Here is a 23,406-nt window from a genome sequence, read left to right on the forward strand (position 1 = left end):
GAGAACTTTAATACTCACTACAAAAAAATTGACGGTAAAAGTCTTTTACGGCCATCGTTTCAATCAGTATAGCCCTAAATCTTTACACCGTCAACATTTTTTGTTAGCATGCTCCCTACTTTATGCAAGCCCTGATATAACCAAGGTTTCTTTGTTATTTTCCCAACGATTTTATCTCATTTTGGTACCAAATATAAGACATTATCGTAGGAACGATTAGCGTTATGCTAAGTAAAACCACCGCTACATAAGACATGATTTCCATTGGAACAAAAAGGGAACCCACTGCCATGAGAAGCCCACTCAAAAAAAACATCTTTCCCCCTATCCGCTGAGTTTTATTCCAAACGGTTTCACTGCTTAATGCCCAAGGTGTTTTCACACCTGTAAAGAAGTTGGATTTTACCTTTGGTAACATGTTTCCTAATAAAACCAAAAGTAATCCCACGCTGACACTTACAACCCGTGTTACAGGAATTCTGTGGGGATAAAGACTTTCCATAATCACAACGCCCATTATAACCGCCATAAATATTTCAATCAAAAGAACCATACTTTCATAAACATTGGAAAACTTAGAATAATTTTTTCGTTTTGGATCGATTTTTGCCAAGATGGGAACAATGACTCCCATAACCAAGCTTAAACCTGCAATCATAAATAGTTCCCACTTATCGCCGTAGCGTACACCGCCCCCTGTTTGCCACTGCATAGGCACCAATTCTGGCAGTTTTTGATAAACCAAGCTTACCATAATAAGCGGTAATGCGCCAAAAAAATATATTGCTACTCTTTTTTTACTCATCCTTATTCCCTCCAGTAAAAGCGGTAACCCAGCTCAAGATTTCTTCAAATACAGTCATATTTAATTCATAATAAATATACTTTCCTTTTTTCTCATCCAGAATCAGCCCAGCATTTTTTAATACAGATAAATGATGGGAAATGGTTGCCCCCGTTGCTTCAAAATTTTGCCCTATTTCCCCTGCCGTTTTTTCTCCAGATTTTAATAAATCCAAAATTTCTCGCCGTGTAGGATCACCAATTGCTTTTAAAGTTTTCTGTATCCCCAACTCCTTACCTCCACTTCACTTAGATATCCATCTAAATATAAAATACCATAGTCAATTCCATTCGTCAATAACATTTAGACAATTATCTAAATATTTCCTATACCATTTATATTTCAAATTTCCTCACCTGTAAAATGGTAAAAAAATGCCCCAAACGAAAGTCCTAGGGCATTTTTACATAGAATCCAAGAATTTTATTTTGCTATATTCTTAACAACCATTGTGATGGATTATCCATACTATTTTGCAAAATTTCAAAAAACATTTTTAAGTGATAACCATCCGTTGTTGCATGGTGTACGGTTACAGATAATGGCATAAGGATCTTTTCCTCTGTTTCAACAAACTTACCCGCCTCAAAACTGGGAAAATAATAATCCTTCAAGTTATGATTATATAACGAGAAGCTTTGAAATGAAAACCATGGTATACAGGAAATAACATATCCATTTGGTAAAGGCATCCCTTTGGAGGATAAAATACCATGGCTATCTCCATGCTCCTTTGTATCCTTAATATAGCTCTGGTAAAATTCCAAAAAATTATCATGATGTTCCGTCCATAGTAAGGAGGTTGTCTGATCATCTTCATGAAACTGGGGGTACAACGGAGTCAGTTGCCTCCAGCACCCTAAAACACCATCTTTTAATCCCACTCTCAGCTCAGGTACTTCATTTATCGCCTTTGTAACAAGCCACAGATACGTGGGGAAAAACTTTAATCCTTGCTGCTTCAACTCATTTCTTAACACCGTAACATCCATGGAAACATTGATTGAATAGGTGGTGGGGGCCATTTGTGTATAATAATAAAAGCTTTGTGCCCTTGGCCAGGTTTCCATATCAATTGGTTCAAACAGTTCATCTATCGTCTTCATCATTAATTCACCCACAATCCATGTTTACTACATCCAAAATAAAACTTCCCACCATGAAGCCTTGGTATCCTCAATTCCCCACCTTGCTCAGGGTATAGCTTCACAAAAAGAACTCTGTCGTAGGACACATAGGCAATAAAACAAATATAGTGCTCTTTTTTCATGTCATGGGGGAAAGTGACATAAAAATCGTTCTCTATATTTTCCACCTTTAAACAATGTTCCTCATCTGCAGGCTTGGGCACCAAAGCAGACAGTTTTCTGCCACAACAGGAAATTTCAGCTTCACCTGTTGCTGTCATTACGTTGCCACAGTTGGGGCACATAAAAAATTTTACTCTTTTCATATTTCCTCCGTCCATGCTATTGGGTTCTAAATCCCCTAGCAATATTTTTTCTATATTCACATTTAATGCATCTGATAACTCATGCAAAAGGGATACATCAGGACAACCTAAACCACGCTCCCATTTTGAAATGGTTTTATCGCTTATATTCATAAATTCCGCAAGCTGGCGCTGTGTCAGACTTTTTTCTTTTCTAAGATCATGAATTAATTTTCCCACTTTATTGCAATCCACCCCAATCACCTCCATATACGTATTATAGGTTATTTCTTTCCGTAATCCAATCTACGCTCCGTAGAATTTTAACTAAAAATTCTACAAAATAAAAGCTCCAAAAAGAAACTCGTCATTCAATAAGTTATATGATTTCCAATACCAGAGTTCAGAAGAGACTTGGATTGGCCTATACCATTTCCATTCATCCGCCAATGCATTGTTGCCGCATCTCCCATTATATGTAAATATAATGAGAGCATTCCCTTGCCAATACCCATTGAGTAAATTATAATAGCTATATATTTTCTGGACTCTTTTACATAGAAAGTGGTGAGTTTATGACCCAAGGTGCATCGGTTTTGATTATTGACGACGATCCTGAGATTCGGGAGATTGTTTCTCTTTTATTAAACAGAGAGGGCTTTATTGTTCGAGAAGCCTTTGATTTTGATTCAGCTATGCTTATGCTCAATACCTCCATAAATCTGATTATTCTTGATATTATGATGCCCGATTGCTCTGGGCTAGAGCTATGCTCTAAAATCAGGAAAACCACGATGGTTCCAATTTTATTTCTAACGGCAAAGGCTCAGGATTCTGACAAGGAGGCAGGCTTTTCACGGGGCGGTGATGACTATCTGGTCAAGCCATTCTCATCGGTAGAGCTGGTATCAAGAGTCAAGGCACTTCTGCGTAGGCATCTTGTCTATCAACAGCCCCTAAGTAACATTAAGCCAAATATCCTTCGTCACTGCGAGCTAGCTGTTAATTTAGATACCGGCGTCGTTTCTCTTCATAATCAAGAAGTCCTTTTAACGAGCACAGAGTATCAAGTTTTGGTACTGCTACTGAAAAATCGAAAAAAAGTCCTTTCTGCTCGGGAAATATACGAACAAGTTTGGAAAGAAACGTTTCTTCCTGTTTCTAATAATGCAGTGATGGTACATATTAAAAATCTGAGAAAAAAACTGGAGAAAGATTGGGGACATCCTCAATATATCCGTACTGTTTGGGGAAAGGGGTACTATATTGGGTAAAATAAAGGGTGAGTTTAGTCTTTCACGGAAGTTGGTAATGTATATTGGAGCATCTCTCCTGATTTCTGCTGTGCTGTTTTCAGTTTTGCAATACGCAGCCCATGGCTTTATTCGGTCTTATTGTAGCAATCCTGCGGTGATTGCCAAACATATTAAGAAAAAGGCTCAGGATGTGCAACAATATGTAACTGCAAATCAGATTTCCCTGACAAATCTTTCCGCCCTTGACCCTTGGACAGAGCAGGAAGGGTTGACTGCACTTGCTGTCTACTATAACGGGAACTTACTATATAGCTCACATATGATGCTGCCAGATGCGAACACGCCACCCCACCCATATCAAAAGTATGACCGGCTGTCTCCATGGGAGTACTGTAATACCATCATTTTTCATGATGGCACCGCACAAGTTTTTATTAACGACTTGTTTATGCATCGCTATATAGACTATGCCACCAACCTTAGCCTTGTGGCTTTTTTTATATGCTCCTCTTCCATCGTTCTCGTTTTTATTCGGAAAAAGGTTCGCTACATCCATACCTTGGAACAGGAAATTAAGATTCTACAAGGCGGTGATCTTAGTTATGATATCACCATTAAAGGAAATGACGAGCTTGCTTCTTTGGCTTTTGAGATAAACGAAATGAGAAAAGCCTTCGTAGAGCGTGAGCAGTATGCAGGGCGGGTAAAGGCCGAGACATATGAACTTATGACAAGCCTGTCCCATGACCTAAGGACACCTCTTACCGCCATAATCGGCTATTTAGAAGTGCTAGATGGCGATAAAAATATAAGAAAAAACGAGTTCCTGCTAAAAATCAAGAATCGAGCACTACAACTCAAAGAGTTAATTGACCACCTATTTGAATACTTTTTTATTTCTACAAATAACGGCGAACAATTCCCCATCCGTACTATTTCTGTAAAAGAAGCACTCGGTGAAATCATCCACGAATATATTTATCTTCTAAAACAAAATGGATTTAGTATATTCCATGAAATACATCTACCCCTTGGCCAAATGAAGGCTAATGATGGAATGCTTCAAAGAATATTTGATAATTTACTGTCCAATATCCGTAAATATGCAGACCCCATAGATGAAATACGAATAAAGATTGGAGAATCCAACGGCGAGCTGTCTATCGTCATTGAAAATACTGTAATAGCTGCCTCAAACTTCGATAAAACCAGTCTGGGTTTAGCCAACTGTAAAAAAATGATGGCCCTGCATCAGGGGCGTTTACATTATGAACAAAAGGGAGATCAGTTTATGGTAAAACTCTTTTTCCCACTGATATAAGAAGTCGCAGTCTCTCAAATGACGAGGGGCTGCTTTTTTCTTCCAAAAGAATTCTGAAGATTTCTGAAGAATCCAGTAAATCCATTGACGAATTATTTTTAACTTGCTAATGTTAGTTATGACTAACTTTGTGTGTATGGTCTGCGAGTTTCTACGTACATAACCATACTTTTACAATCAGGAGGAGATTACTAAAATGAAAAAGTTACCAATTGCACTTTTCACAGCTGCATGCATGTTGCTTTCAGCATGCAGCAATGCTCCAACTTCTGACCCTAAATCAAAGGCTGCTGCCACAACAGAGACTTCCTCAAAAGACACCATCAGTATGGCCATAGCAAATGATATCGGGGATGTGAACGCACATCTTTATTCCGGTGATATGGTTGTACAGGGGATGTTGTTTGAGGGTCTGGTGGAAAACACCCCAGAGGGACCTAAGCCCTGCCTGGCTGAACGGTGGGAGATTTCAGATGATGGCAAGACATATACTTTTTATTTGAAAAAAGGAGTCAAGTTTAGCGACGGAGAGCCTATGAATGCAGCGGCCATCAAAGCAAATATGGATGCCATTCAGGCAAATAAGGAATTTCATAACTGGTTAGAATTAAGCAACAAAATTGTAAGCTGTGACATCGTTGACGAATATACAGTAAACCTTGTTCTGTCCAACCCCTATTATCCCACGTTAGAGGAACTAGGGCTTACCCGCCCCTATCATATGATGTCCCCTGCAACCTTCATCAACGGCGCCACCATGGACGGTGTTTCTGACTATGTAGGTACAGGGGCATACAAGCTGGAGGAATATGTTGAGGATCAGTATGCAGTATTTACCGCAAACGAAGAATATCATGGCGGCGTGCCTGCCATTAAAAAAATCACAATGAAGGTAATGCCTGCTGGCGAAACACCCTTATTGGCTATGATGAACGGAGAAATCAACTTTCTGTTCAGTACGGATACATCGGGTTTGGTAGATGCGGATATATTAAGGCAACTCCAAAAGGACAACAAGTTCCAAGTTCAGACCAGCCACCCATGCTCCACCAGATACCTTTTAACCAATTCAATGAAGGAGAGAACCATTGCCGATAAGAACATCAAACAGGCTGTGTGGTACGCCATCAATCGTCAGGACATGTGCTCTTATGTATTTTCGGAATTTGAGACTCCTGCACAGAGCATTTTTGCCCGCACAGTGCCCTATTGCGATGTGGACTTGCCAGAAAGAGAATACAGTGTGGATGAGGCAAAAAGTTTAATCGAGAAATCTGCATGGGTTATGGATGAAAGTACCGGCTACTACACCAAGGAAGGTAAGAGGCTATCACTAGAGCTGGTATATAACAGCAGCTTGGCAATCAATAAGACCACAGGGGAATTTATTCAGGCAAATTTGAAGGACGCTGGTATTGATGTAATTCTGGTTCCTTCTGAAAGCACCTCTGTGCGGCAGTTACGTGCGGCAGGCAACTATGACCTCTATCTTGACCGCTCTTGGGGCTTACCTTATGACCCACAAACCACCCTTACAGGATTGTTTGGAGAAATTGCTTATGTGAGTGCTGCAATTGACCTTGAGTGCTACGATGAGCTGCATGAACTGGTAAATGGCGCATTGGTTGAAATGGATGAAGAAGTAAGGCAGGAGTACTACAACAAAATACTTACAATCGTTCATGAGGAGAGCTGTTTTATACCTTTATCCTATTCACAGGCTATTATTGCCGCAGAGAAAGACTTACAGGGGATTTCCTTTAATCAGACACAATTGGAGGTTCCTTTCAAAAAGTTCCATTACTAATCATTAAGACCATTGAACCCATTAAACTATTTATGTGAATTGAAAATGCCTGTTTCGTATTTGTAATCCTCCCTCAGTGACGGGTAATTACAGAGTATCGGACAGGCGTTTTATCTAAGATAAGGTGGTGCAGCATGAGGGAATATATTGTAAGGAGACTTTTATTTCTCATTCCTACTTTTTTTATTGTTTCATTTTTAGCCTTTGTACTTATTAACGCTTCAACAGAGGATCCAGCGGTTATTGTGCTGGAGGCACAGGGCGTTCCCCGTATTACACAAGAATTAATCGATCAGGTAAACGAGGCCTATGGATTTAATCAACCCTTTTTTTTGCGGTATCTAGATTGGTTGGCAGATGCATTGCGGCTGGACTTTGGCAAGTCCTTTGTAACAAACAATGATGTCAGCCAAACAATACGAACTGCCTTTTCTTACACCTTACAGTTGGCAGGAACCACTACAGTAATGACCTTTATATTTTCTGTTGTTTTAGGGACTCTTTGTGCCATTTGGGAGGGAAGATGGTTTGACAGAGCCACTCGGGGTATTATGTTTGTGCTATCATCTATGCCCGCCTATTTGATTGGAACCATATTTGCATGGCTATTTGCTGTGAAGCTAGAATGGTTTCCCACCAGCGGTGCGGCTTCTCTACGTAGTTTTATATTGCCAACGGTAGTGATGTCCATTGGTTATTGCGGTTTATTTTTCCGTATGATTCGAAATTCCATGCTGGAAAACATGAACGAAAACTATGTGAGTTTTTTCCGTTCTTGCGGTGTTCGTGAGAAAAAGGTAATACGACATATTTTAAGAAATTCAATGCATACAATGCTGACTGCTTTTTCTATGGCAATACCCGCCATGATTGCAGGCACGGTAGTCATTGAAAATGTTTTTGCATGGCCGGGACTTGGCAGACTTTGCGTAGAAGCTGTATTCAGCCGAGATGTGCCAATCATTCAAACATATGTATTGCTGATTGCATTGTTTTATTGTGTGTTTAATATTTTATCTGATATTGTGAATGCCTTTATCAACCCAAAGTTAAGGAGGACATAGGATGAAAATACTGAAAAAGTTAAAAAAAGACCCCGTGGTCATTGGTTTTACTATGATTATTTTGGTAGTCATACTTTTAGGATGCTTTGCCCCTCTCATTGCTCCTAACGATCCAAATGAAATGAGCATAACCTTGAAATATGGGGCTATATCCTTTCAGTATCCCTTTGGAAATGACTATTTAGGACGTTGTATTTTTTCAAGAATTCTTTATGGCATACGTCCCAGCGTATTGATGGTGATTTCCGCCATGATGCTCACTGTTTCAATAGGCACGCTAGTAGGATTGGTGGCAGGATATTTTAAGGGAAAGGTGGATGAAATTCTTATGCGCATCTGCGATATTATGCTTTCCTTCCCGCCAGATGCAATGGTACTTGCCAGTGTGGGCATTTTTGGCGTTGGCTTACGCAACATCTTGTTGACCATCGTTTTTTTACGGTGGCCTTGGTATGCTCGAGTGTTTCGTACGGCAGTTATGAAGTATACAGATAAAAACTTTATACAGTTTGCCAAAGCATCAGGAACTAACGATATGCGTATTATCTTCAGACATATACTCCCTTCGGTTTTACCGGATATTACCGTAGTGGCTAGTAATAACATCTGTACCCTCATACTCATGATTTCTGGTTTTTCATTTCTGGGCTTGGGGGTGCAAGCTCCAACGGCGGAATGGGGGGTTATGCTTAATGAAGCAAAAAGAGTCATGCTCTCCCATCCTGAACAGCTCATTGCACCTGCAACGGCAATTATTTTGGTATGCGTTTCTTTCGCCTTCTTGGGAGATGCTTTGCGAGATGCAATGGACTCTAAGCACATGAATTACAATCTACAGCGAAAGGGTTTCAAGGTGTTAAGAAATACGCTAAGAAATGTGGTAAGAAAGAAAGAGGGGGTTGCATGAGTATGCTGCAGGTTTCCAATTTGACAATAAAAGACACAAAAAATGGTCAGGTTATTGTAAAAAACATTTCCTTTTCTATTGAGGCCCATACCTGTCTTGCCATTGTTGGAGAAAGCGGAAGTGGAAAATCTATGACCGTGAAAGCAATCAGCGGGCTCCATAACCCGTGGATTCATTGCAATGGAAAAGTTCTCTTTGAAAGGGTGAACTTGCTTGGGCAGACAACAAAAGCCATGCAGGAAATTAGAGGGAATCAGATATTTATGATCTTTCAGGATGGAACGAGTGCTTTTGACCCCTCCTGTACCATCGGAGAAACATTTTCAGAAATTCTTTTGGAAAATCATCAGTGTACCAAAAAAGATGTAGAAAGCAGTATGATTGCAGCTTTGGAAAAGGTATTGCTGCGAAACCCACTTGAATTGTTGAAAAAATATCCTCACCAGCTTTCTGGTGGTATGTTGCAGCGCACGATGATTGCAATATCCTTGGCTTTGGGCGCAAAATTGATTATTGCAGATGAACCTACAACGGCCTTGGATACCATTACCCAATATGAAGTAGTAAAAGAGTTTATTCGTTTACGCCAGGAGTATGCAGCCACTATGATTTTTATTTCCCACGATTTAGGCATTGTGAGAAAAATCGCCGATTATGTAATACTGATGAAAGACGGGGAATTGGTTGAGGAAGGACCGGTAGAGGAGATTTTTCAACATCCTAAGAGCTCATATGCAAAGTACCTGATTGGTACAAGAAGAGAACTTGGGGAGAACTATAATCAACTGATGGGAGGGAATCTTCAAAATGCTTAATGTGAAAAATATTGAAAAAACATATAAATGTTCAGGGCTGTTTACAAATAAGCGTCAGCCGATACTTCAGGATGTAAGTTTTTCTATGGATGAATTTGAGTGCCTGGGCATTATTGGCGAAAGCGGCAGCGGAAAATCCACCCTAGGCCGCCTGATATTAGGGATAGAAAAACCCGATAGCGGTGAAATCTTATTTGAAGGTCAGAGTGTGCAAAAAGCCAAACACAGACGGGGTAATATCAGCGCAGTTTTTCAGGATTATACATCCTCTATTAATCCAAATGAAACCATTCGCACTGCAATCAAAGAACCCATGGTAGAGTTAGGGCTACCCTGTGACGACTCCATTATTGAAAGCCTTTTGATACAGGTTGGGCTGGATGGCACCTTTATGGATAAGTATCCCCATGAATTGTCTGGTGGGCAGGCACAAAGAGTCTGCATCGCCCGTACCATTTCCACAAATCCTAAATTTTTGATTTTGGATGAAGCCATATCCTCTTTGGATGTTTCAGTGCAGCTACGTATTTTGAAGCTACTGAAAGATTTACGAGAAAAGTATAAAATGAGTTACCTCTTTATCACCCACGATATACAGGCAGCAGCCTATATATGTGACCGGCTAATTATTTTCAATGAAGGAAGGATTGTAGAACAGCTTCCCATTAAACAAATCGGTCAAGCTAAAAAGGAGTATTCCAAACAGCTTTTAAACGCTATAATCACCGTTTAAACGAATGTTCCCGAATAGATTTGATGTCTTTTAAAATAAAAATTAGTGGGTCATAATAATTTCTACGTTTTAAAAGGAGCTTACAGGCAGCAAATAAAATAAAGCCATAGCTTTTAAGGTGAAAACCTGAGGTTATATAGGGAGGAATAGATTAACTTGAAAATAATAAGAAATTGGATTTCGATAAATTCAATGATAAATCCCCAAAAAATACAGGGGGCACTTCCAAAATCTTCGGAAATCTATAAGGATTATTGGAGTGTGGCATGGCCAGCGGCGATAGAAGGAGTATTTTTAAATGTAATGCTTCTGGCTGATCTGGCAATGATTGGGATGCTTGGCATTGAGCAAGTGGCCGCCGTTGGAGTTGCCAGCCAGCCTCGAATGATCTTTCAAATGCTTGGTGTATCAATGGGTGTTGCCGTTACAGCCATGGTATCCAGACGAAAAGGTGAAAAGGATATAAATGGGATGAATAGCTGTGTGAAACAAGCCCTCTTATTAACAGCAATTATTTATATTGCCCTTACTTTTTTTGCTCTTTTGTTTTCAAAGGAAATAGTTGTTTTGTCTGGTGCAAAAGCTGATTATGTGGAATATGCCACATCGTACTGGCGTTACATAGCCATTTCCAGCTTTTTCAGAGTAATGTTTGCCCCTTTGATGGCTACTCAAATTGGTGTTGGAAATACAAAGATTGTTTTGTATTCAAATGTAATTGGCAATATTATAAATGTCATTTTAAACTATGTATTAATATTCGGAAAATTTGGCTTCCCCCGCATGGAAATTGCTGGAGCAGGCCTCGCCACAGCCATTGGAAATGTAATTATATTTTTACTTCTTTTGAAGTCCGTGATACGGGGTCAAAATGGAGTTGATATTCTCAAAGGTAGCGGTAAACTAACACCCTCTTTCACCAAACCCCTTGTTAGCATCGGCGGAAGCTCTTTCATGGAAAATATTTGGGAACGATTGGGACTTTTTATTTTCACAAGAATGATTGCCGAGCTTGGAACAGTTGCAATGGGAATCCATCACTACTGTATCCTTTTATGGGATTTGTATTACTATTTTGGGAGTGGCATGAGTACTGCAAGTTCGTCTTTTACAGGAAGAAAACTGGGAGAGAATAGAAAAGACCTTGCTGTTATTTTTGCTAAAGCCGCACAACGCTCTGGAGTCTTAGTCTCTCTTATGGCCTGCGTCATCTTCTTGGTAACCAGAGAGCAGGCATTCCGATTTTTTGTAGACGATCCTTATGGTGTAAAATTGGGTGTTTCCGTAATGGGAATTGTAGCGTTACTAATGATACCACAGACCTATGCTCAAATATCCTCTGGAGTTCTGAGAGGTGCAGGAGATAATCGTTTTATCGCCATCTATTCTCTTTTTGTCAGTGCAATTCTCAGGCCTTTCATCGCCTATGTCCTTGCATTTGTTTTTGGGCTTGGCCTAAGTGGCATGTGGCTGGCTTTATTTATCGACGAAGCATTAAAAATGATTCTAACCAAATTCAGAGTAGACCAAGGAATTTGGCTCACTAAGGATATTTAATTACTAAATATAAAAAACAAGCCAGTTTAATGTAATGATTCCTTTTTTCCCTTTTCACCTTAATCCTTACATATTTCCTGTTGCCAAGTTCTAAGGGGGGAGATTATTTAAGAAATCAGCAGTCTGAAAAATGTTGCTTGGAGGCTTTTGACCATAGATGCTTTTTGATTCCTATTTGTCAGAAGCCTTTTTTCCATCCTATGCAGACGGATGGAGCTCATGCTCTGGAAGAAGCATTAGAAAAATTGACAACCTTCCCTAGGGATATAATTTTCCGAGTTTAGCATAATTAAAATTTTCCTGACAAAGCCTGTAATCTCCGCCATGGTTTTGTCTTTTGATGTGGTGGAACCAACGCAATGATTGACTTTGTCTATCAAATGGCAAATTGACAAAGGGGCTTACTTTCCATATCACTCCATGCCTCAACTCAACAACTATATATAAGCATAAAAAAAAGCCTTCTGGAAGAACCAAAGGGCATATTGAAACTAGAACTGTTTTGATAATGCTCAAAATCATGAAGGCGCCACCCGGATTTGAACCGGGGATAGAGGTGTTGCAGACCTTTGCCTTACCACTTGGCTATGGCGCCAAACACAAGATAATTATAGTGTTTTCAACTTAAAGGTCAATAGTCATTTGACCCAAATTTCCATTAATCTAAGACCCAGATATCATTTTCCCCATTTGTTTTTCTGTTTATAGGTTTTTGATTAATTCAAGTCTCTAAATTAACTTTCCTAGACTTCCTAGACTTTAATATAAATGACGGATCGCCTGCTTTATTTCCTTGATTTTTGAGGAATAACGTTAGAATTGCCTTTATAGTCTCTTTGACTAACCTAGCTTTTAAAGTGTCTAAGTACCATTAATGCCAAAAATTCTCATAGCCCAGACGAAACCTTTGAAACATCAACCCTACCACCTGATTTTTTTCTAACTATTAAAATTGCAAGTCTACTATACTATTTATATGTCTTTGGACGACATTCATTCCTCTTTCTTTAAACAAAAATACGTCTTAAACCAGCAAATGCTCGTTCAAGACGTATCACGCAAGGCGCCACCCGGATTTGAACCGGGGATAGAGGTGTTGCAGACCTTTGCCTTACCACTTGGCTATGGCGCCAAATAAAATGATCCGTGCGGGATTCGAACCCGCGTTACCGCCGTGAAAGGGCGGTGTCTTAACCCCTTGACCAACGGACCATATGTACTCCCCGTGTTGGATTCGAACCAACGACCCTCCGGTTAACAGCCGGATGCTCTACCGCTGAGCTAACGAGGATCACTACAATGATCTTCTCTGCGATGAAGTATCCTCTACTAAGGGGGATGCTCAATCGCCAGGCGATCGAGATGCAAAAAATTTGATTCTGGCAACCATCTACTTTCCCAGGCAGCTTCCCACCAAGTATCATCGACCGCTCAGGTCTTAACCGACGTGTTCGGAATGGGAACGGGTGTGTCCCCTGAGCGCATCATCACCAGAAATATATCAGATGTACTTTCATACACCTTCAAAACTGAATACAAGAAGTTAGCGTTTTTTACCTTTGCGTTTATCAATCACCGACCCAACACCAAAGGTGTAAAAAGAGGTTATTGGTGCAAAGGATATTAGTGGTCTTTTCCGTCAAGAAAAGAAACTACCACGCTATTATATCATCAATCTTTCATTTGGTCAAGCCCTCGGTCTATTAGTATTGGTCAGCTGAACACGTTGCCGTGCTTACACCTCCAACCTATCTACCTCGTTATCTTCAAGGGACCTTACTTCCGAAGAATGGGAAATCTTATCTTGAGGGCGGCTTCACGCTTAGATGCCTTCAGCGTTTATCCGTTCCATACATAGCTACCCGGCTGTGCAGTTGGTCTGCAACCGGTACACCAGAGGTACGTCCATCCCGGTCCTCTCGTACTAAGGACAGCTCCTCTCAAATTTCCAGCGCCCACAACGGATAGGGACCGAACTGTCTCACGACGTTCTGAACCCAGCTCGCGTACCGCTTTAATGGGCGAACAGCCCAACCCTTGGGACCGACTACAGCCCCAGGATGCGATGAGCCGACATCGAGGTGCCAAACCTCCCCGTCGATGTGAACTCTTGGGGGAGATAAGCCTGTTATCCCCAGGGTAGCTTTTATCCGTTGAGCGATGGCATTCCCACTTATTACCACCGGATCACTAAGTCCTACTTTCGTACCTGCTCCAGCCGTCGCTGTCGCAGTCAAGCCACCTTTTGCCTTTACACTCTTTGAATGGTTTCCAATCATTCTGAGGTGACCTTCGAGCGCCTCCGTTACCTTTTAGGAGGCGACCGCCCCAGTCAAACTGCCCGCCTGACATTGTCCTATACCCGGATCACGGGCATTAGTTAGAAATTCAATGACATAAGAGAGGTATCCCACCGGCGGCTCCACCAAGACTAGCGTCCTGGCTTCATAGCCTCCCTCCTATCCTGTACATATATCATCGAATCCCAGTATCAGGCTGCAGTAAAGCTCCATGGGGTCTTTCCGTCCTGTTGCGGGTAACCAGTATCTTCACTGGTTCTTCAATTTCACCGGGCGTGTTGTCGAGACAGTGCTCAAATCGTTACACCTTTCGTGCGGGTCAGAACTTACCTGACAAGGAATTTCGCTACCTTAGGACCGTTATAGTTACGGCCGCCGTTTACTGGGGCTTGAATTCAAAGCTTCGCTTACGCTAACCTCTCCTTTTAACCTTCCAGCACCGGGCAGGTGTCAGCCCATATACATCACCTTACGGTTTCGCATAGACCTATGTTTTTGCTAAACAGTCGCTTGAGCCTCTTTTCTGCGGCCACTTGCGTGGCTCCCCTTATCCCTAAGTTACGGGGTCATTTTGCCGAGTTCCTTAACAACACTTCTCCCGTCGGCCTGTGGATTTTCTCCTCATCTACCTGTGTCGGTTTACGGTACGGGTACGTATAATACAATAGCGGCTTTTCTCGGCAGTGTGGATTCGGAAACTTCCCTACTTTTGTTCAGTCCTCATCACATTTCACCATCAAGAGACGGATTTGCCTATCTCCCTTGGCTTTATGCTTGACCGGGTTTTTCCATTCCCCGGTTTCCCTATCCTCCTGCGTCCCCACAGTTCTGATTATACGTAGTACAGGAATATCAACCTGTTGTCCATCGACTACGACTTTCGTCCTCGCCTTAGGCCCCGACTAACCCTGAGAAGATTAGCTTTACTCAGGAAACCTTAGATATTCGGCCTATATGTTTCTCACATATATCTCGCTACTCATTCCGGCATTCTCTCTCCTGTTTCGTCCACCATTGCTCTCGCTTTGGCTTCATCCTTGCAGGATGCTCCTCTACCACTGACAACACTTAAGTTGTCAATCCGTAGCTTCGGTGACGTGTTTTAGCCCCGTTACATTTTCGGCGCAGGTTTTCTCGACTAGTGAGCTGTTACGCACTCTTTAAATGAGTGGCTGCTTCTAAGCCAACATCCTAGTTGTCTATGAAATCCCACATCCTTTTCCACTTAACACGTACTTTGGGACCTTAGCTGTCGGTCTGGGCTCTTTCCCTTTTGTCCATGCGACTTATCTCACATAGACTGACTCCCGAGGGTATCTCTACGGCATTCTTAGTTTGATATGAGTTGGTAACCTTTTTGGGCCCCGCGTCAGTTCAGTGCTTTACCTCCGTTAGACTCCTCTCGAGGCTAGCCCTAAAGCTATTTCGAGGAGAACCAGCTATCTCCGAGTTCGATTGGAATTTCTCCGCTATCCACACCTCATCACCACCTTTTTCAACAGATGTGTGTTCGGTCCTCCAAAGCCTTTTACGGCTCCTTCAACCTGGACATGGATAGGTCACCCGGTTTCGGGTCTACTAATACTAACTATACGCCCTATTCAGACTTGGTTTCCCTTCGGCTCCGTGGCTTCTAACCACTTAACCTCGCTGGCATTAGTAACTCGCCGGACCGTTCTACAAAAAGTACGCCATCAGGCACAAAGCCCTCTGACTGTTTGTAAGCACAAGGTTTCAGGTTCTCTTTCACTCCCCTCCCGGGGTTCTTTTCACCTTTCCTTCACAGTACTACTTCACTATCGGTCACTAGGGAGTATTTAGGCTTGGGGGGTGGTCCCCCCGGCTTCCCACAGGGTTTCTCGTGTCCCGTGGTACTCTGGATACTGTCAGCTGGCTCGAAATTTCGTCTACTGGACTTTCACCTTCTTTGGTGTGCTTTCCCAAAACACTTCGACTATCTCTTGCCAATGCCTTATACAGTCCGCAACCCCGAAGAACTAGGTCCTTCGGTTTGGCCTGTTTCCCGTTCGCTCGCCGCTACTAAGGAAATCGAGTTTTCTTTCTCCTCCTGCTGCTACTTAGATGTTTCAGTTCACAGCGTTCCCTTCCGCAGGCTATGTATTCACCTACGGATACTTGAGGTTTGCTCAAGTAGGTTTCCCCATTCAGAAATCTCCGGATCGATGGCTATTTGCGCCTCCCCGAAGCTTATCGCAGCTTATCACGTCTTTCATCGGCTCCTAGTGCCAAGGCATTCTCCTTGTGCTCTTTCTTGCTTGACCAGTTCGTTAGATTTTTGTATTGATGTTCTGAGTACTGCGACCTAACATTTCGTAGAAATGTAAGAGCAGTGCGAAATCAAAACAAAAATCGGTTTTCATTACGAAGTAATGAAAAAACTTCCTTATTGCTTTGACCCTCTTCTCATCAAGTCAAAATCTATAGCTTGTTCTTTGGAATGTTTCGTAGTAGCGATACTACGATTTTTGTTAGCATCGTCTGCTAACTTCGTTAGATTTTTTCTTTGATGTTTTGAATGCTGCCACCTCACATTTATAAAAATGTAAGAGCTGCATAAAATCAAAGATAAAATCGGTTTTCATTGCATTGCAATGAAAAAACTACTTTATTATTTCTAAAGAAATTTATTTATTTCTCGATTGACTCTATTTTTTCTTGTATTCAGTTTTCAAGGTGCATTCGCCTCTGTTCGAGGTTTTTTCGGCCTTCTTGCGACCGCCTAAACATACTATCATGTATAAGCACCTTTGTCAACAATTTTTTTCGCTTTTTTTTGCATAATATAACGACCCCTTGAAAACACTGGGTTTCTCACGCAAAAATTGTCAAGATTAGATATAATAAAATGTTATTTTCATAAAGAAATAACGCAACGGAAGATTGGTCCAAGGCAGAAAAAATAGGGTGTAGTTTTGCATTACATTGAAAAAAAGTCAAACCCATTGCAATGAGCCAAAACCAAAATAGACCTTTAGCCCCCCCGATCAACATCCCGCTGCAACGATTGCAAAAGTTTAAGATTGGCAACTTACTTACAAGGTTTAACGCCTTTAGCAAAAACTTTACACCAATTAAAACAACAATAAATACTAAAATCACACTCACAATATTTACACAAACATTGGCCAAAAAGCCCGCAATATAATCCTTTAAACCTTCTGCATCTAATAGGCTATAAATAACGGGATTATTATTTTCCAATAAAGAGTTCTTTAAAAAATCTGGCAACTTCATATTCTGTATGATTTCTGTTTGGGTCTGCATCGCCGCATTACTAATTGCCGCATCCAGTTGCATAGACTCCCCAATAGAATCGGCCAAGGAACCAAACATAGGTGTCTGCCGTAACCACTTCCCTGCAATAGGAGTAAATAACTTTACAGCCACCAATGCCGCAACCATGGGTAAAAAACTCAATGCCTCTATAATAAACCCTTTATAATAGCCTATAATGGCACAAGCTAAAATTCCAACTACCACTAGCCCATCCAATATCAATGGCATTTGTTCCATATACTCACCTTCGCTCTAAAATTTCTTTACACTTTATTCCGCAATACTTGCTTTCTTTTGCTTTTCCTCGGTGTTCCCATCTTCCTCCACAGGTTCCGCTGGCACATTCGACAAGGGCAGATTCGTTTCTGTTTCAGCCTTTCCCCCAACCACCTCATGTTTCGGTTCCGTTTCATCTGAAACAATAGGCTTAGCCTTTTGACTGCCCTTCATTTGCGTAATAATCGCCTCATTTTTGGTTACAAGCATTACTTGCTCTAGGCTTTCCATAGGCAAAATATCTCGCACATCGGAAGTGGCCCGATAACTCCAAGCTAATTTCCCACTATGCCTGAGTCCCAAGTACATCTTATCCACGCCAATAACAACCCCATGTTCTGAGGCCTGTAAATACTCAACTTCCCCTTCACCTTCGTAATAGGCGCTTTCCTCTCCGCTTTTGTTTATCCATAAAACGGAACCCTCCGCACGGCCTTCCTTATTCGTAATGACATCCCCCAAGGCAAGGACAACATAATCTTTATTGGCTAAAGAAGCTTGCTGCACCATATTATCCAGAGGATACCCCCATGCTTCCTGCCCTGCAGCAGAAATTCCATATACCATCTTATCTGAAATGACCGCAAGCACTCCCCCCTGCATAAAGCCGATAATGGGAACGATTTCACCATTTTTTTCTACTGCGGCAAACATGCTGTCTGTGTAGTTCTCGCTGTCTTCAGGGTTTATGTAAAAAAACAATACTCTGCCTACGGGTTCTACGTCAGAAGTATCCATGTAGCTTACAACGAAAGACTTATTATCATCAGAAATATCAGAAGATAGTGGAAATACCCCTGCACTTTCCTCTATTCGTCCTTTTAACAGCGTTCCACTTGTATTGTATATCTGAATACGATATGCACTATTTTCCTTAGAAATAACCGATAAATATCCATTCATATTTAACGCAAACTGCATCAGTTCTCCCTCGGTCTGCACTTTATACAATAAACCATTTTCCCCATAAACATGTATGGTTTTGCCGCTCATATCGCCAACTGCTGCATATTCTCCTTCGAAAATCAACTGGGGCGTGGTCATATTAAACGTATCGTTCCACTTTCGGTCCCCCATCCCGTTGAAGAATTTTACACCGTCTTTGGTACACAGCAAGAAGCGTTCCTCAAAAGCGGCAAACTTGGAGTGACTGCTTTCGTCAATTACCATTTTTTCTTGGCTTGAAACGGGACTCTCTTCTCCTTCCCTTGGGCCGTCTTTTTGCAATACCGTAGAAAAATAGCCTTGAAGTTTCCCTCCACCGTAAAATGTATCCATATAAATAAATCCTGCTGCTGCACCAACCACAGTCAGTAAAAACAGCAGTGAAATAAGCCCTTTGTTTGGTTTTCTCCCTTTTCCTTCCTTTTGCATAGACTGCTCCTTCCTTATGCAATGTCCTTTTCTCATAAATTTCATCATACTCTATTTCAACATTATTTGCAATTTCCCCCAGCAAAAACATTGACTTTTTTTCGTCTTTTCTAGTCAAAATATTTGCTACTTTTCTAAAGAAAAAAAGCCTACTACTCAGAAACATATTTCAAGGTAAAAACATATCTCTTAAATAAAAGGCTTTTCCATTATTCTGCTGGTGTTGCTTCTTTTTTCAGCGATTCATAAAGCTTAATATATTCTGACGCAGAGTTGGCCCAAGAATAATTACTGTTCATGGCATTTTTTACAACATGGCTCCACTCATCCTTACCCATATTGTAAACCCCAAGGGCCTGATCCAATGCCCAAAGAATACTGCCTCCATCGTAATTTTCAAATAAAAAGCCATTACCCTTTTTACTTTCCGTATTATAAGGTAGTATTGTATCCGCAAGGCCCCCTGTTTTTCGCACAATGGGTATGGTACCGTAACGTAGGCTAAACATTTGCCCTAGCCCACAAGGCTCAAACTTAGAAGGCATTAAAAATAAATCGGAACCGGCATAGATTTGTTGTGCTAAGGTCTCGTCGAAAAAAATATTAATGCTAATCCTACCAGGGTAGCGATTGGCCATTTCTCTAAAGAAGTATTCAAACCTTGTTTCACCTGTACCCAATAAAACAAATTGAATATCTCTTTGCATCATATCGTGGAAAACGTGGGATAAAATATCAAGGCCCTTTTGGTCAGCTAGACGGGTTATCATGGAAACCACGGGCACATCCCGCCTCTCAAGCCCCAGACGTTCTTGCAGCCCTCGCTTATTTTCCCCTTTTCCTTCAATATCTTCGGCACTATAATTACATATAATACGATTGTCCCTTTCAGGGTCGTTGGCTAAATAGTCAATGCCATTGATGATTCCACTTAATACATCTTTACGGCTGCGTAAAAGGCCGTCCATGCCATAGCCGTACTCCCATGTTTGAATTTCTTTGGCATAAGTTTGGCTTACCGTAGAAATCCGATCTGCATAAACCAACCCCATTTTCATGAAGCTAACATTATTATAAAATTCTACTGTACCTTTTTCATAGCAATAATAGGGCACCCCCAAAATCTCCATGGTGTTCTTATCAAAATTCCCTTGGTATTGCAAATTATGAATGGTAAAGAGGGTTTTGATTCTTGAATAATAAATCATTTTGCTGTAAATTTCTTTTAAATACATACAAACAGGTCCTGTCTGCCAATCGTTACAGTGTAGCACATCAGGATAAAAATCCAACATTGCCATCATGTCCAACACAGCTTTGCCAAAAAATGAAAACCTCTCGTTGTCATCCCCATAACCGTATAGGTTTCCACGACCAAAGTAAAAATCATTCTCTATAAAATAAATGGGTACTTCTTGGGGCTTTACCAACACTTTCGCCCGTTGCGTACGCCAAAATAAATGCACATCAAATTCACCAACATACTCCACCCCATACATTTCGCTGTTTTTTACAGCCATATGACGAGGAATCACTACACGAACATCAACTCCCTGCTCACGCAGTGCCATTGGCAACGACCCCACTACATCACCCAAGCCGCCGCTTTTAATAAAGGGTGCCGCCTCAGAGGCAACAATCAGTACCTTTAAACCTTTTTTCATCTATCTCACCTCTTTTGCTATCATACTATGATTTTTTATCATGGGCAAGAAAATCTTCGCTTTTCCTTCATATACCTACTAAAAAGTGGTATACTATTTCAGAAATGACCATTTAAAGAAATACATTTAATTTTGTAAATTAAATTTAATTTTCCCTTTTAGAAAGGATGATACCTATGAACCACGTTTTACCCGAAAGAAAAGAAGCAAACCCCGATTATAAGTGGCGTATTGAGGATTATTATGCTGAGGATGCACAGTGGGAAAAAACCTTTGGCGCTTTGCAAAAACGACTCCCTGAAATGGGGGATTTTTCTGGCCACTTGGCAGACTCTGCCCGCACCCTTTTAGATTGCTTAACAAAAAACAGTGAACTTTCCCTTACTTTGGAGCACCTTTATACCTATGCAAATATGCGTCTGCATGAAGATAGTGCCAACGCATTCTATCAAGGTATGGCGTCCCGTGCAGAAACCCTTTTGATTCAGTATTCTGCGACGGTTTCCTTTATCTCCCCCGAGATTATCAGTATTCCCGAAGAAAAACTGGCAGGCTTTCGTAAAGAGCTAGCAGACGAATTTAAAATATACGACCATTATTTCCACTCTTTGCTCAGACAAAAGGAACACACCCTTACCCCAGCAGAAGAACAGCTTTTGGCAAAAACTTCGGAGTTGGGTGGTGCACCCCAAAATATTTTTACAATGATGAATGACGCTGATATCCATTTCCCTATGATTACCGATGAAGAAGGAAACCAAAGGGAGTTAACAAAAGGGCGTTATATAACATTCTTGGAAAGCCAAAACCGTCGTGTGCGTGAAGAAGCCTTCAAAGCCTTATACAGCGTGTATTTAAGCAAGAAAAACACCCTTGCCGCAACATACAGTGCCTCTGTAAAAAGCGATGTGTTCTTTGCAAAAACAAGAAAATATGGCTCCGCAATGGAAATGGCTCTTTCCGATGACAATATCCCTTTATCAGTATATGATACCCTCATTCAGACGGTTCATGAAAACCTTCCTCTGCTCCATCGCTATATCGATATTCGAAAAAAAGAGCTTGGCGTTGAGGAACTTCATATGTATGACCTTTATGTTCCCTTGGTATCTGAAGCAGACGTAAAAATCCCTTATGAAGAGGCAAAAGAAACCGTAACAAAAGCCCTTCAAGTTTTAGGGGATGATTACATGAAGGCTTTGCAAGTAGGGCTGAATAACGGCTGGATTGACGTTTATGAAAACAAGGGCAAGCGTGGCGGTGCTTATTCTTGGGGCAGCTATGGCGTGCATCCCTATGTTTTGTTAAATCATAACGACACCATCAATAGTATGTTCACCCTGGCTCACGAAATGGGTCATGCCCTGCATAGTCACTTTACTTGGGAAAAACAGCCCTACCTGTATAGTGGTCACAAAATTTTCGTTGCCGAAGTGGCCTCCACCTGTAACGAGGCATTGTTAATGGAACACCTTTTAAATGCAACGGATGATAAAATGATGCGTAAGTACCTTATCAATTACTTCTTAGAGCAGTTCCGTGGCACCTTATTCCGCCAAACAATGTTTGCTGAATTTGAAAAAATCACCCATGAAATGGTTGAGGGTGGTGAGCCTTTAACATGGGAATGCATGAACAGCATCTATCGTGATTTGAATAAGAAATACTTTGGCGAAAATATCGTCATAGACGATGAAATCGATATAGAGTGGGCAAGAATTCCCCATTTCTATAATGCCTTTTATGTATACCAGTACGCAACAGGATATAGTGCTGCCATTGCTCTTTCCAGAAGAATTCTTGACAAAGGAAAACCAGCTATCGACGACTACATGGAATTCCTTTGTAAAGGCGACAGCGAGTATTCCATCGACTTATTAAAGGGTGCCGGCGTTGACCTCTCCACAGGGGAACCCATTGAAAAGGCCCTTGCTTTATTTAAAGAATTGTTAGATGAGTTTGAAACATTGTAAACCTTAAAATAAATGAAAGGCAGGTATCCACTAGAAGGGTACCTGCCTTTTTATTCCCATAATAACTTTTCAATGATTACAAATATAATATGTCATCCCCCACCTGAGGGATGACACTTTTTAGCCACCTAACGAGATTTCTTGTTTGTTATACCACTGAATGGCCTCTTCTAAATGGCTCTCTTCGAAGTTGGGCCAGAACTCATCAAGAAAGTAAAAATCAGCATAAACCGATTGCAAAGGTAAAAATCCCGATAAACGTTTTCTTCCGCCCCAGCGTATCACAAGATCCACACGGGAAACATCTTTGGATTTTAAAGGCCCCATTATTTCATTTTTCTCAAAGCCTGTATCCCATTCCCAGCTGTAATTGACTAAAAAATTAATTCTAATACCACCCTTTCCAAAGGTTTGTCTTGTTGTATAGGGCAAAAGCTCCTCCGGAAACATTTTGGAGCCGATGTTACCCAAAACAAGTAATTCTGCATCTTCCTTTGAAAGGAGTTTCACTGCTTCAACGCAAGCATTGGTAAAGGAAAGCCGTTGTTCCGTGGGCCGTTTTGTATTATCCACAGTAAATCCGTAATAAGTAATCTCCTCTACACCCATTCTTTTGCAAACTTTGTATAACTCCAAACCAGGGTTTAAACCTTTCTGGTACCCATCCTTTTTTTCCAATCCATTTTCCACCGCCCAGCGACGGTTCCCATCAGGTATTACGCCAATATGTTTTGGTATCCTCATACTTTTTCTCCTTAAAGTCTCGTTTTGATGAAGCTATAAGGT

The 23,406-nt window shown here is 41.1% G+C and carries 17 protein-coding genes, 4 tRNA genes and 2 rRNA genes; 9 read left to right on the top strand and 14 right to left on the bottom strand.

What is annotated here, in order from left to right:
- Nucleotides 1-154 precede the first annotated feature (154 nt).
- The 4 genes from RBQ60_RS13195 to RBQ60_RS13210 form a co-directional block, all read right to left on the bottom strand.
- Nucleotides 155-805 carry an SdpI family protein gene (locus RBQ60_RS13195; protein WP_307884147.1) on the bottom strand — a complete coding sequence of 217 codons (651 nt, stop codon included), beginning with the start codon at nt 803-805 and terminating at the stop codon, nt 155-157.
- Nucleotides 798-1,073 (bottom strand): autorepressor SdpR family transcription factor, encoded by a 276-nt coding sequence (locus RBQ60_RS13200; protein ID WP_307884148.1) that lies wholly within the window; start codon nt 1,071-1,073, stop codon nt 798-800. Before RBQ60_RS13200 ends, RBQ60_RS13195 begins: the two co-directional genes overlap by 8 nt.
- Before the next feature lie 202 nt (nt 1,074-1,275).
- A complete protein-coding gene (locus tag RBQ60_RS13205; protein ID WP_307884149.1) occupies nt 1,276-1,953 on the bottom strand; it encodes a chloramphenicol acetyltransferase in 678 nt (225 codons plus the stop codon).
- Nucleotides 1,953-2,531, bottom strand: coding sequence for a helix-turn-helix domain-containing protein (locus tag RBQ60_RS13210; RefSeq protein WP_307884150.1), 579 nt, complete (start codon nt 2,529-2,531; stop codon nt 1,953-1,955). Before RBQ60_RS13210 ends, RBQ60_RS13205 begins: the two co-directional genes overlap by 1 nt.
- Nucleotides 2,532-2,851: 320 nt before the next feature.
- Between RBQ60_RS13210 and RBQ60_RS13215 the strand changes: the two genes are divergently transcribed.
- From RBQ60_RS13215 to RBQ60_RS13250, 8 genes are all read left to right on the top strand, one after another.
- A complete protein-coding gene (locus RBQ60_RS13215; protein ID WP_307884151.1) occupies nt 2,852-3,550 on the top strand; it encodes a response regulator transcription factor in 699 nt (232 codons plus the stop codon).
- Entirely contained in the window at nt 3,543-4,853 is a 1,311-nt protein-coding gene (locus tag RBQ60_RS13220; RefSeq protein WP_307884152.1) for a HAMP domain-containing sensor histidine kinase, read from the top strand. The genes RBQ60_RS13215 and RBQ60_RS13220 overlap by 8 nt, the downstream gene beginning before the upstream one ends.
- Nucleotides 4,854-5,049: 196 nt before the next feature.
- Nucleotides 5,050-6,660, top strand: a complete 1,611-nt coding sequence (nikA, locus tag RBQ60_RS13225) for a nickel ABC transporter substrate-binding protein (protein WP_307884153.1) — start codon at nt 5,050-5,052, stop codon at nt 6,658-6,660.
- Nucleotides 6,661-6,794: 134 nt separating this feature from the next.
- A complete protein-coding gene (gene opp1B, locus RBQ60_RS13230) occupies nt 6,795-7,724 on the top strand; it encodes a nickel/cobalt ABC transporter permease (RefSeq protein ID WP_307884154.1) in 930 nt (309 codons plus the stop codon).
- A 1-nt stretch (nt 7,725) separates the two neighbouring features.
- On the top strand, nt 7,726-8,631 hold the full coding sequence (gene opp1C / locus RBQ60_RS13235) for a nickel/cobalt ABC transporter permease (RefSeq protein ID WP_307884155.1): 906 nt from the start codon (nt 7,726-7,728) through the stop codon (nt 8,629-8,631).
- Nucleotides 8,628-9,446, top strand: a complete 819-nt coding sequence (locus RBQ60_RS13240; RefSeq protein ID WP_307884156.1) for an ABC transporter ATP-binding protein — start codon at nt 8,628-8,630, stop codon at nt 9,444-9,446. Before opp1C ends, RBQ60_RS13240 begins: the two co-directional genes overlap by 4 nt.
- Entirely contained in the window at nt 9,439-10,179 is a 741-nt protein-coding gene (locus tag RBQ60_RS13245) for an ABC transporter ATP-binding protein (RefSeq protein ID WP_307884157.1), read from the top strand. The genes RBQ60_RS13240 and RBQ60_RS13245 overlap by 8 nt, the downstream gene beginning before the upstream one ends.
- A 261-nt stretch (nt 10,180-10,440) precedes the next feature.
- A complete protein-coding gene (locus RBQ60_RS13250; RefSeq protein WP_307884158.1) occupies nt 10,441-11,736 on the top strand; it encodes an MATE family efflux transporter in 1,296 nt (431 codons plus the stop codon).
- A 524-nt stretch (nt 11,737-12,260) separates the two neighbouring features.
- On the opposite strand, the gene RBQ60_RS13255 is transcribed toward RBQ60_RS13250, so the two are convergent.
- The 9 genes from RBQ60_RS13255 to glgA form a co-directional block, all read right to left on the bottom strand.
- Nucleotides 12,261-12,331 (bottom strand) — tRNA-Cys (locus RBQ60_RS13255).
- 466 nt (nt 12,332-12,797) lie between these two features.
- Nucleotides 12,798-12,868, bottom strand: a tRNA-Cys gene (locus tag RBQ60_RS13260).
- Between the two features lie 8 nt (nt 12,869-12,876).
- Nucleotides 12,877-12,948 (bottom strand) — tRNA-Glu (locus tag RBQ60_RS13265).
- A gap of 7 nt (nt 12,949-12,955) precedes the next feature.
- A tRNA-Asn gene (locus RBQ60_RS13270) sits at nt 12,956-13,027 on the bottom strand.
- A gap of 86 nt (nt 13,028-13,113) precedes the next feature.
- A 5S ribosomal RNA gene (gene rrf, locus RBQ60_RS13275) occupies nt 13,114-13,231 on the bottom strand.
- A 188-nt stretch (nt 13,232-13,419) separates the two neighbouring features.
- Nucleotides 13,420-16,318 (bottom strand): 23S ribosomal RNA (locus RBQ60_RS13280).
- 550 nt (nt 16,319-16,868) lie between these two features.
- Nucleotides 16,869-17,570 carry a CvpA family protein gene (locus RBQ60_RS13285; protein WP_307884159.1) on the bottom strand — a complete coding sequence of 234 codons (702 nt, stop codon included), beginning with the start codon at nt 17,568-17,570 and terminating at the stop codon, nt 16,869-16,871.
- Between the two features lie 33 nt (nt 17,571-17,603).
- Nucleotides 17,604-18,983, bottom strand: coding sequence for a DUF5711 family protein (locus RBQ60_RS13290; protein ID WP_307884160.1), 1,380 nt, complete (start codon nt 18,981-18,983; stop codon nt 17,604-17,606).
- A gap of 209 nt (nt 18,984-19,192) precedes the next feature.
- The gene (gene glgA / locus RBQ60_RS13295) at nt 19,193-20,647 is read right to left on the bottom strand and encodes a glycogen synthase GlgA (protein ID WP_307884161.1); all 1,455 of its coding nucleotides are present in this window, start codon (nt 20,645-20,647) and stop codon (nt 19,193-19,195) included.
- Nucleotides 20,648-20,823: 176 nt separating this feature from the next.
- Between glgA and pepF the strand changes: the two genes are divergently transcribed.
- Nucleotides 20,824-22,620, top strand: coding sequence for an oligoendopeptidase F (gene pepF, locus RBQ60_RS13300; protein WP_307884162.1), 1,797 nt, complete (start codon nt 20,824-20,826; stop codon nt 22,618-22,620).
- A gap of 120 nt (nt 22,621-22,740) precedes the next feature.
- Here the strand turns inward: pepF and RBQ60_RS13305 are convergent, their stop codons facing one another.
- Complete coding sequence (locus tag RBQ60_RS13305) at nt 22,741-23,364, bottom strand: undecaprenyl diphosphate synthase family protein (RefSeq protein WP_307884163.1); 624 nt, start codon at nt 23,362-23,364, stop codon at nt 22,741-22,743.
- Between the last annotated feature and the right edge of the window lie 42 nt (nt 23,365-23,406).

The organism is Anaerotignum sp. MB30-C6, assembly GCF_030908465.1.
GTDB lineage: Bacteria > Bacillota > Clostridia > Lachnospirales > Anaerotignaceae > Chakrabartyella.

Excerpts from the sequence above, each read along its gene's own strand:
- RBQ60_RS13245 (WP_307884157.1), top strand. The coding sequence starts at position 9,439 with ATGCTTAATGTGAAAAATATTGAAAAAACATATAAATGTTCAGGGCTG.
- RBQ60_RS13205 (WP_307884149.1), bottom strand. The coding sequence starts at position 1,953 with ATGATGAAGACGATAGATGAACTGTTTGAACCAATTGATATGGAAACC.
- opp1B (WP_307884154.1), top strand. The coding sequence starts at position 6,795 with ATGAGGGAATATATTGTAAGGAGACTTTTATTTCTCATTCCTACTTTT.
- RBQ60_RS13290 (WP_307884160.1), bottom strand. The coding sequence starts at position 18,983 with ATGCAAAAGGAAGGAAAAGGGAGAAAACCAAACAAAGGGCTTATTTCA.
- glgA (WP_307884161.1), bottom strand. The coding sequence starts at position 20,647 with ATGAAAAAAGGTTTAAAGGTACTGATTGTTGCCTCTGAGGCGGCACCC.
- RBQ60_RS13240 (WP_307884156.1), top strand. The coding sequence starts at position 8,628 with ATGAGTATGCTGCAGGTTTCCAATTTGACAATAAAAGACACAAAAAAT.
- RBQ60_RS13285 (WP_307884159.1), bottom strand. The coding sequence starts at position 17,570 with ATGGAACAAATGCCATTGATATTGGATGGGCTAGTGGTAGTTGGAATT.
- nikA (WP_307884153.1), top strand. The coding sequence starts at position 5,050 with ATGAAAAAGTTACCAATTGCACTTTTCACAGCTGCATGCATGTTGCTT.
- pepF (WP_307884162.1), top strand. The coding sequence starts at position 20,824 with ATGAACCACGTTTTACCCGAAAGAAAAGAAGCAAACCCCGATTATAAG.
- opp1C (WP_307884155.1), top strand. The coding sequence starts at position 7,726 with ATGAAAATACTGAAAAAGTTAAAAAAAGACCCCGTGGTCATTGGTTTT.
- RBQ60_RS13305 (WP_307884163.1), bottom strand. The coding sequence starts at position 23,364 with ATGAGGATACCAAAACATATTGGCGTAATACCTGATGGGAACCGTCGC.
- RBQ60_RS13215 (WP_307884151.1), top strand. The coding sequence starts at position 2,852 with ATGACCCAAGGTGCATCGGTTTTGATTATTGACGACGATCCTGAGATT.
- RBQ60_RS13195 (WP_307884147.1), bottom strand. The coding sequence starts at position 805 with ATGAGTAAAAAAAGAGTAGCAATATATTTTTTTGGCGCATTACCGCTT.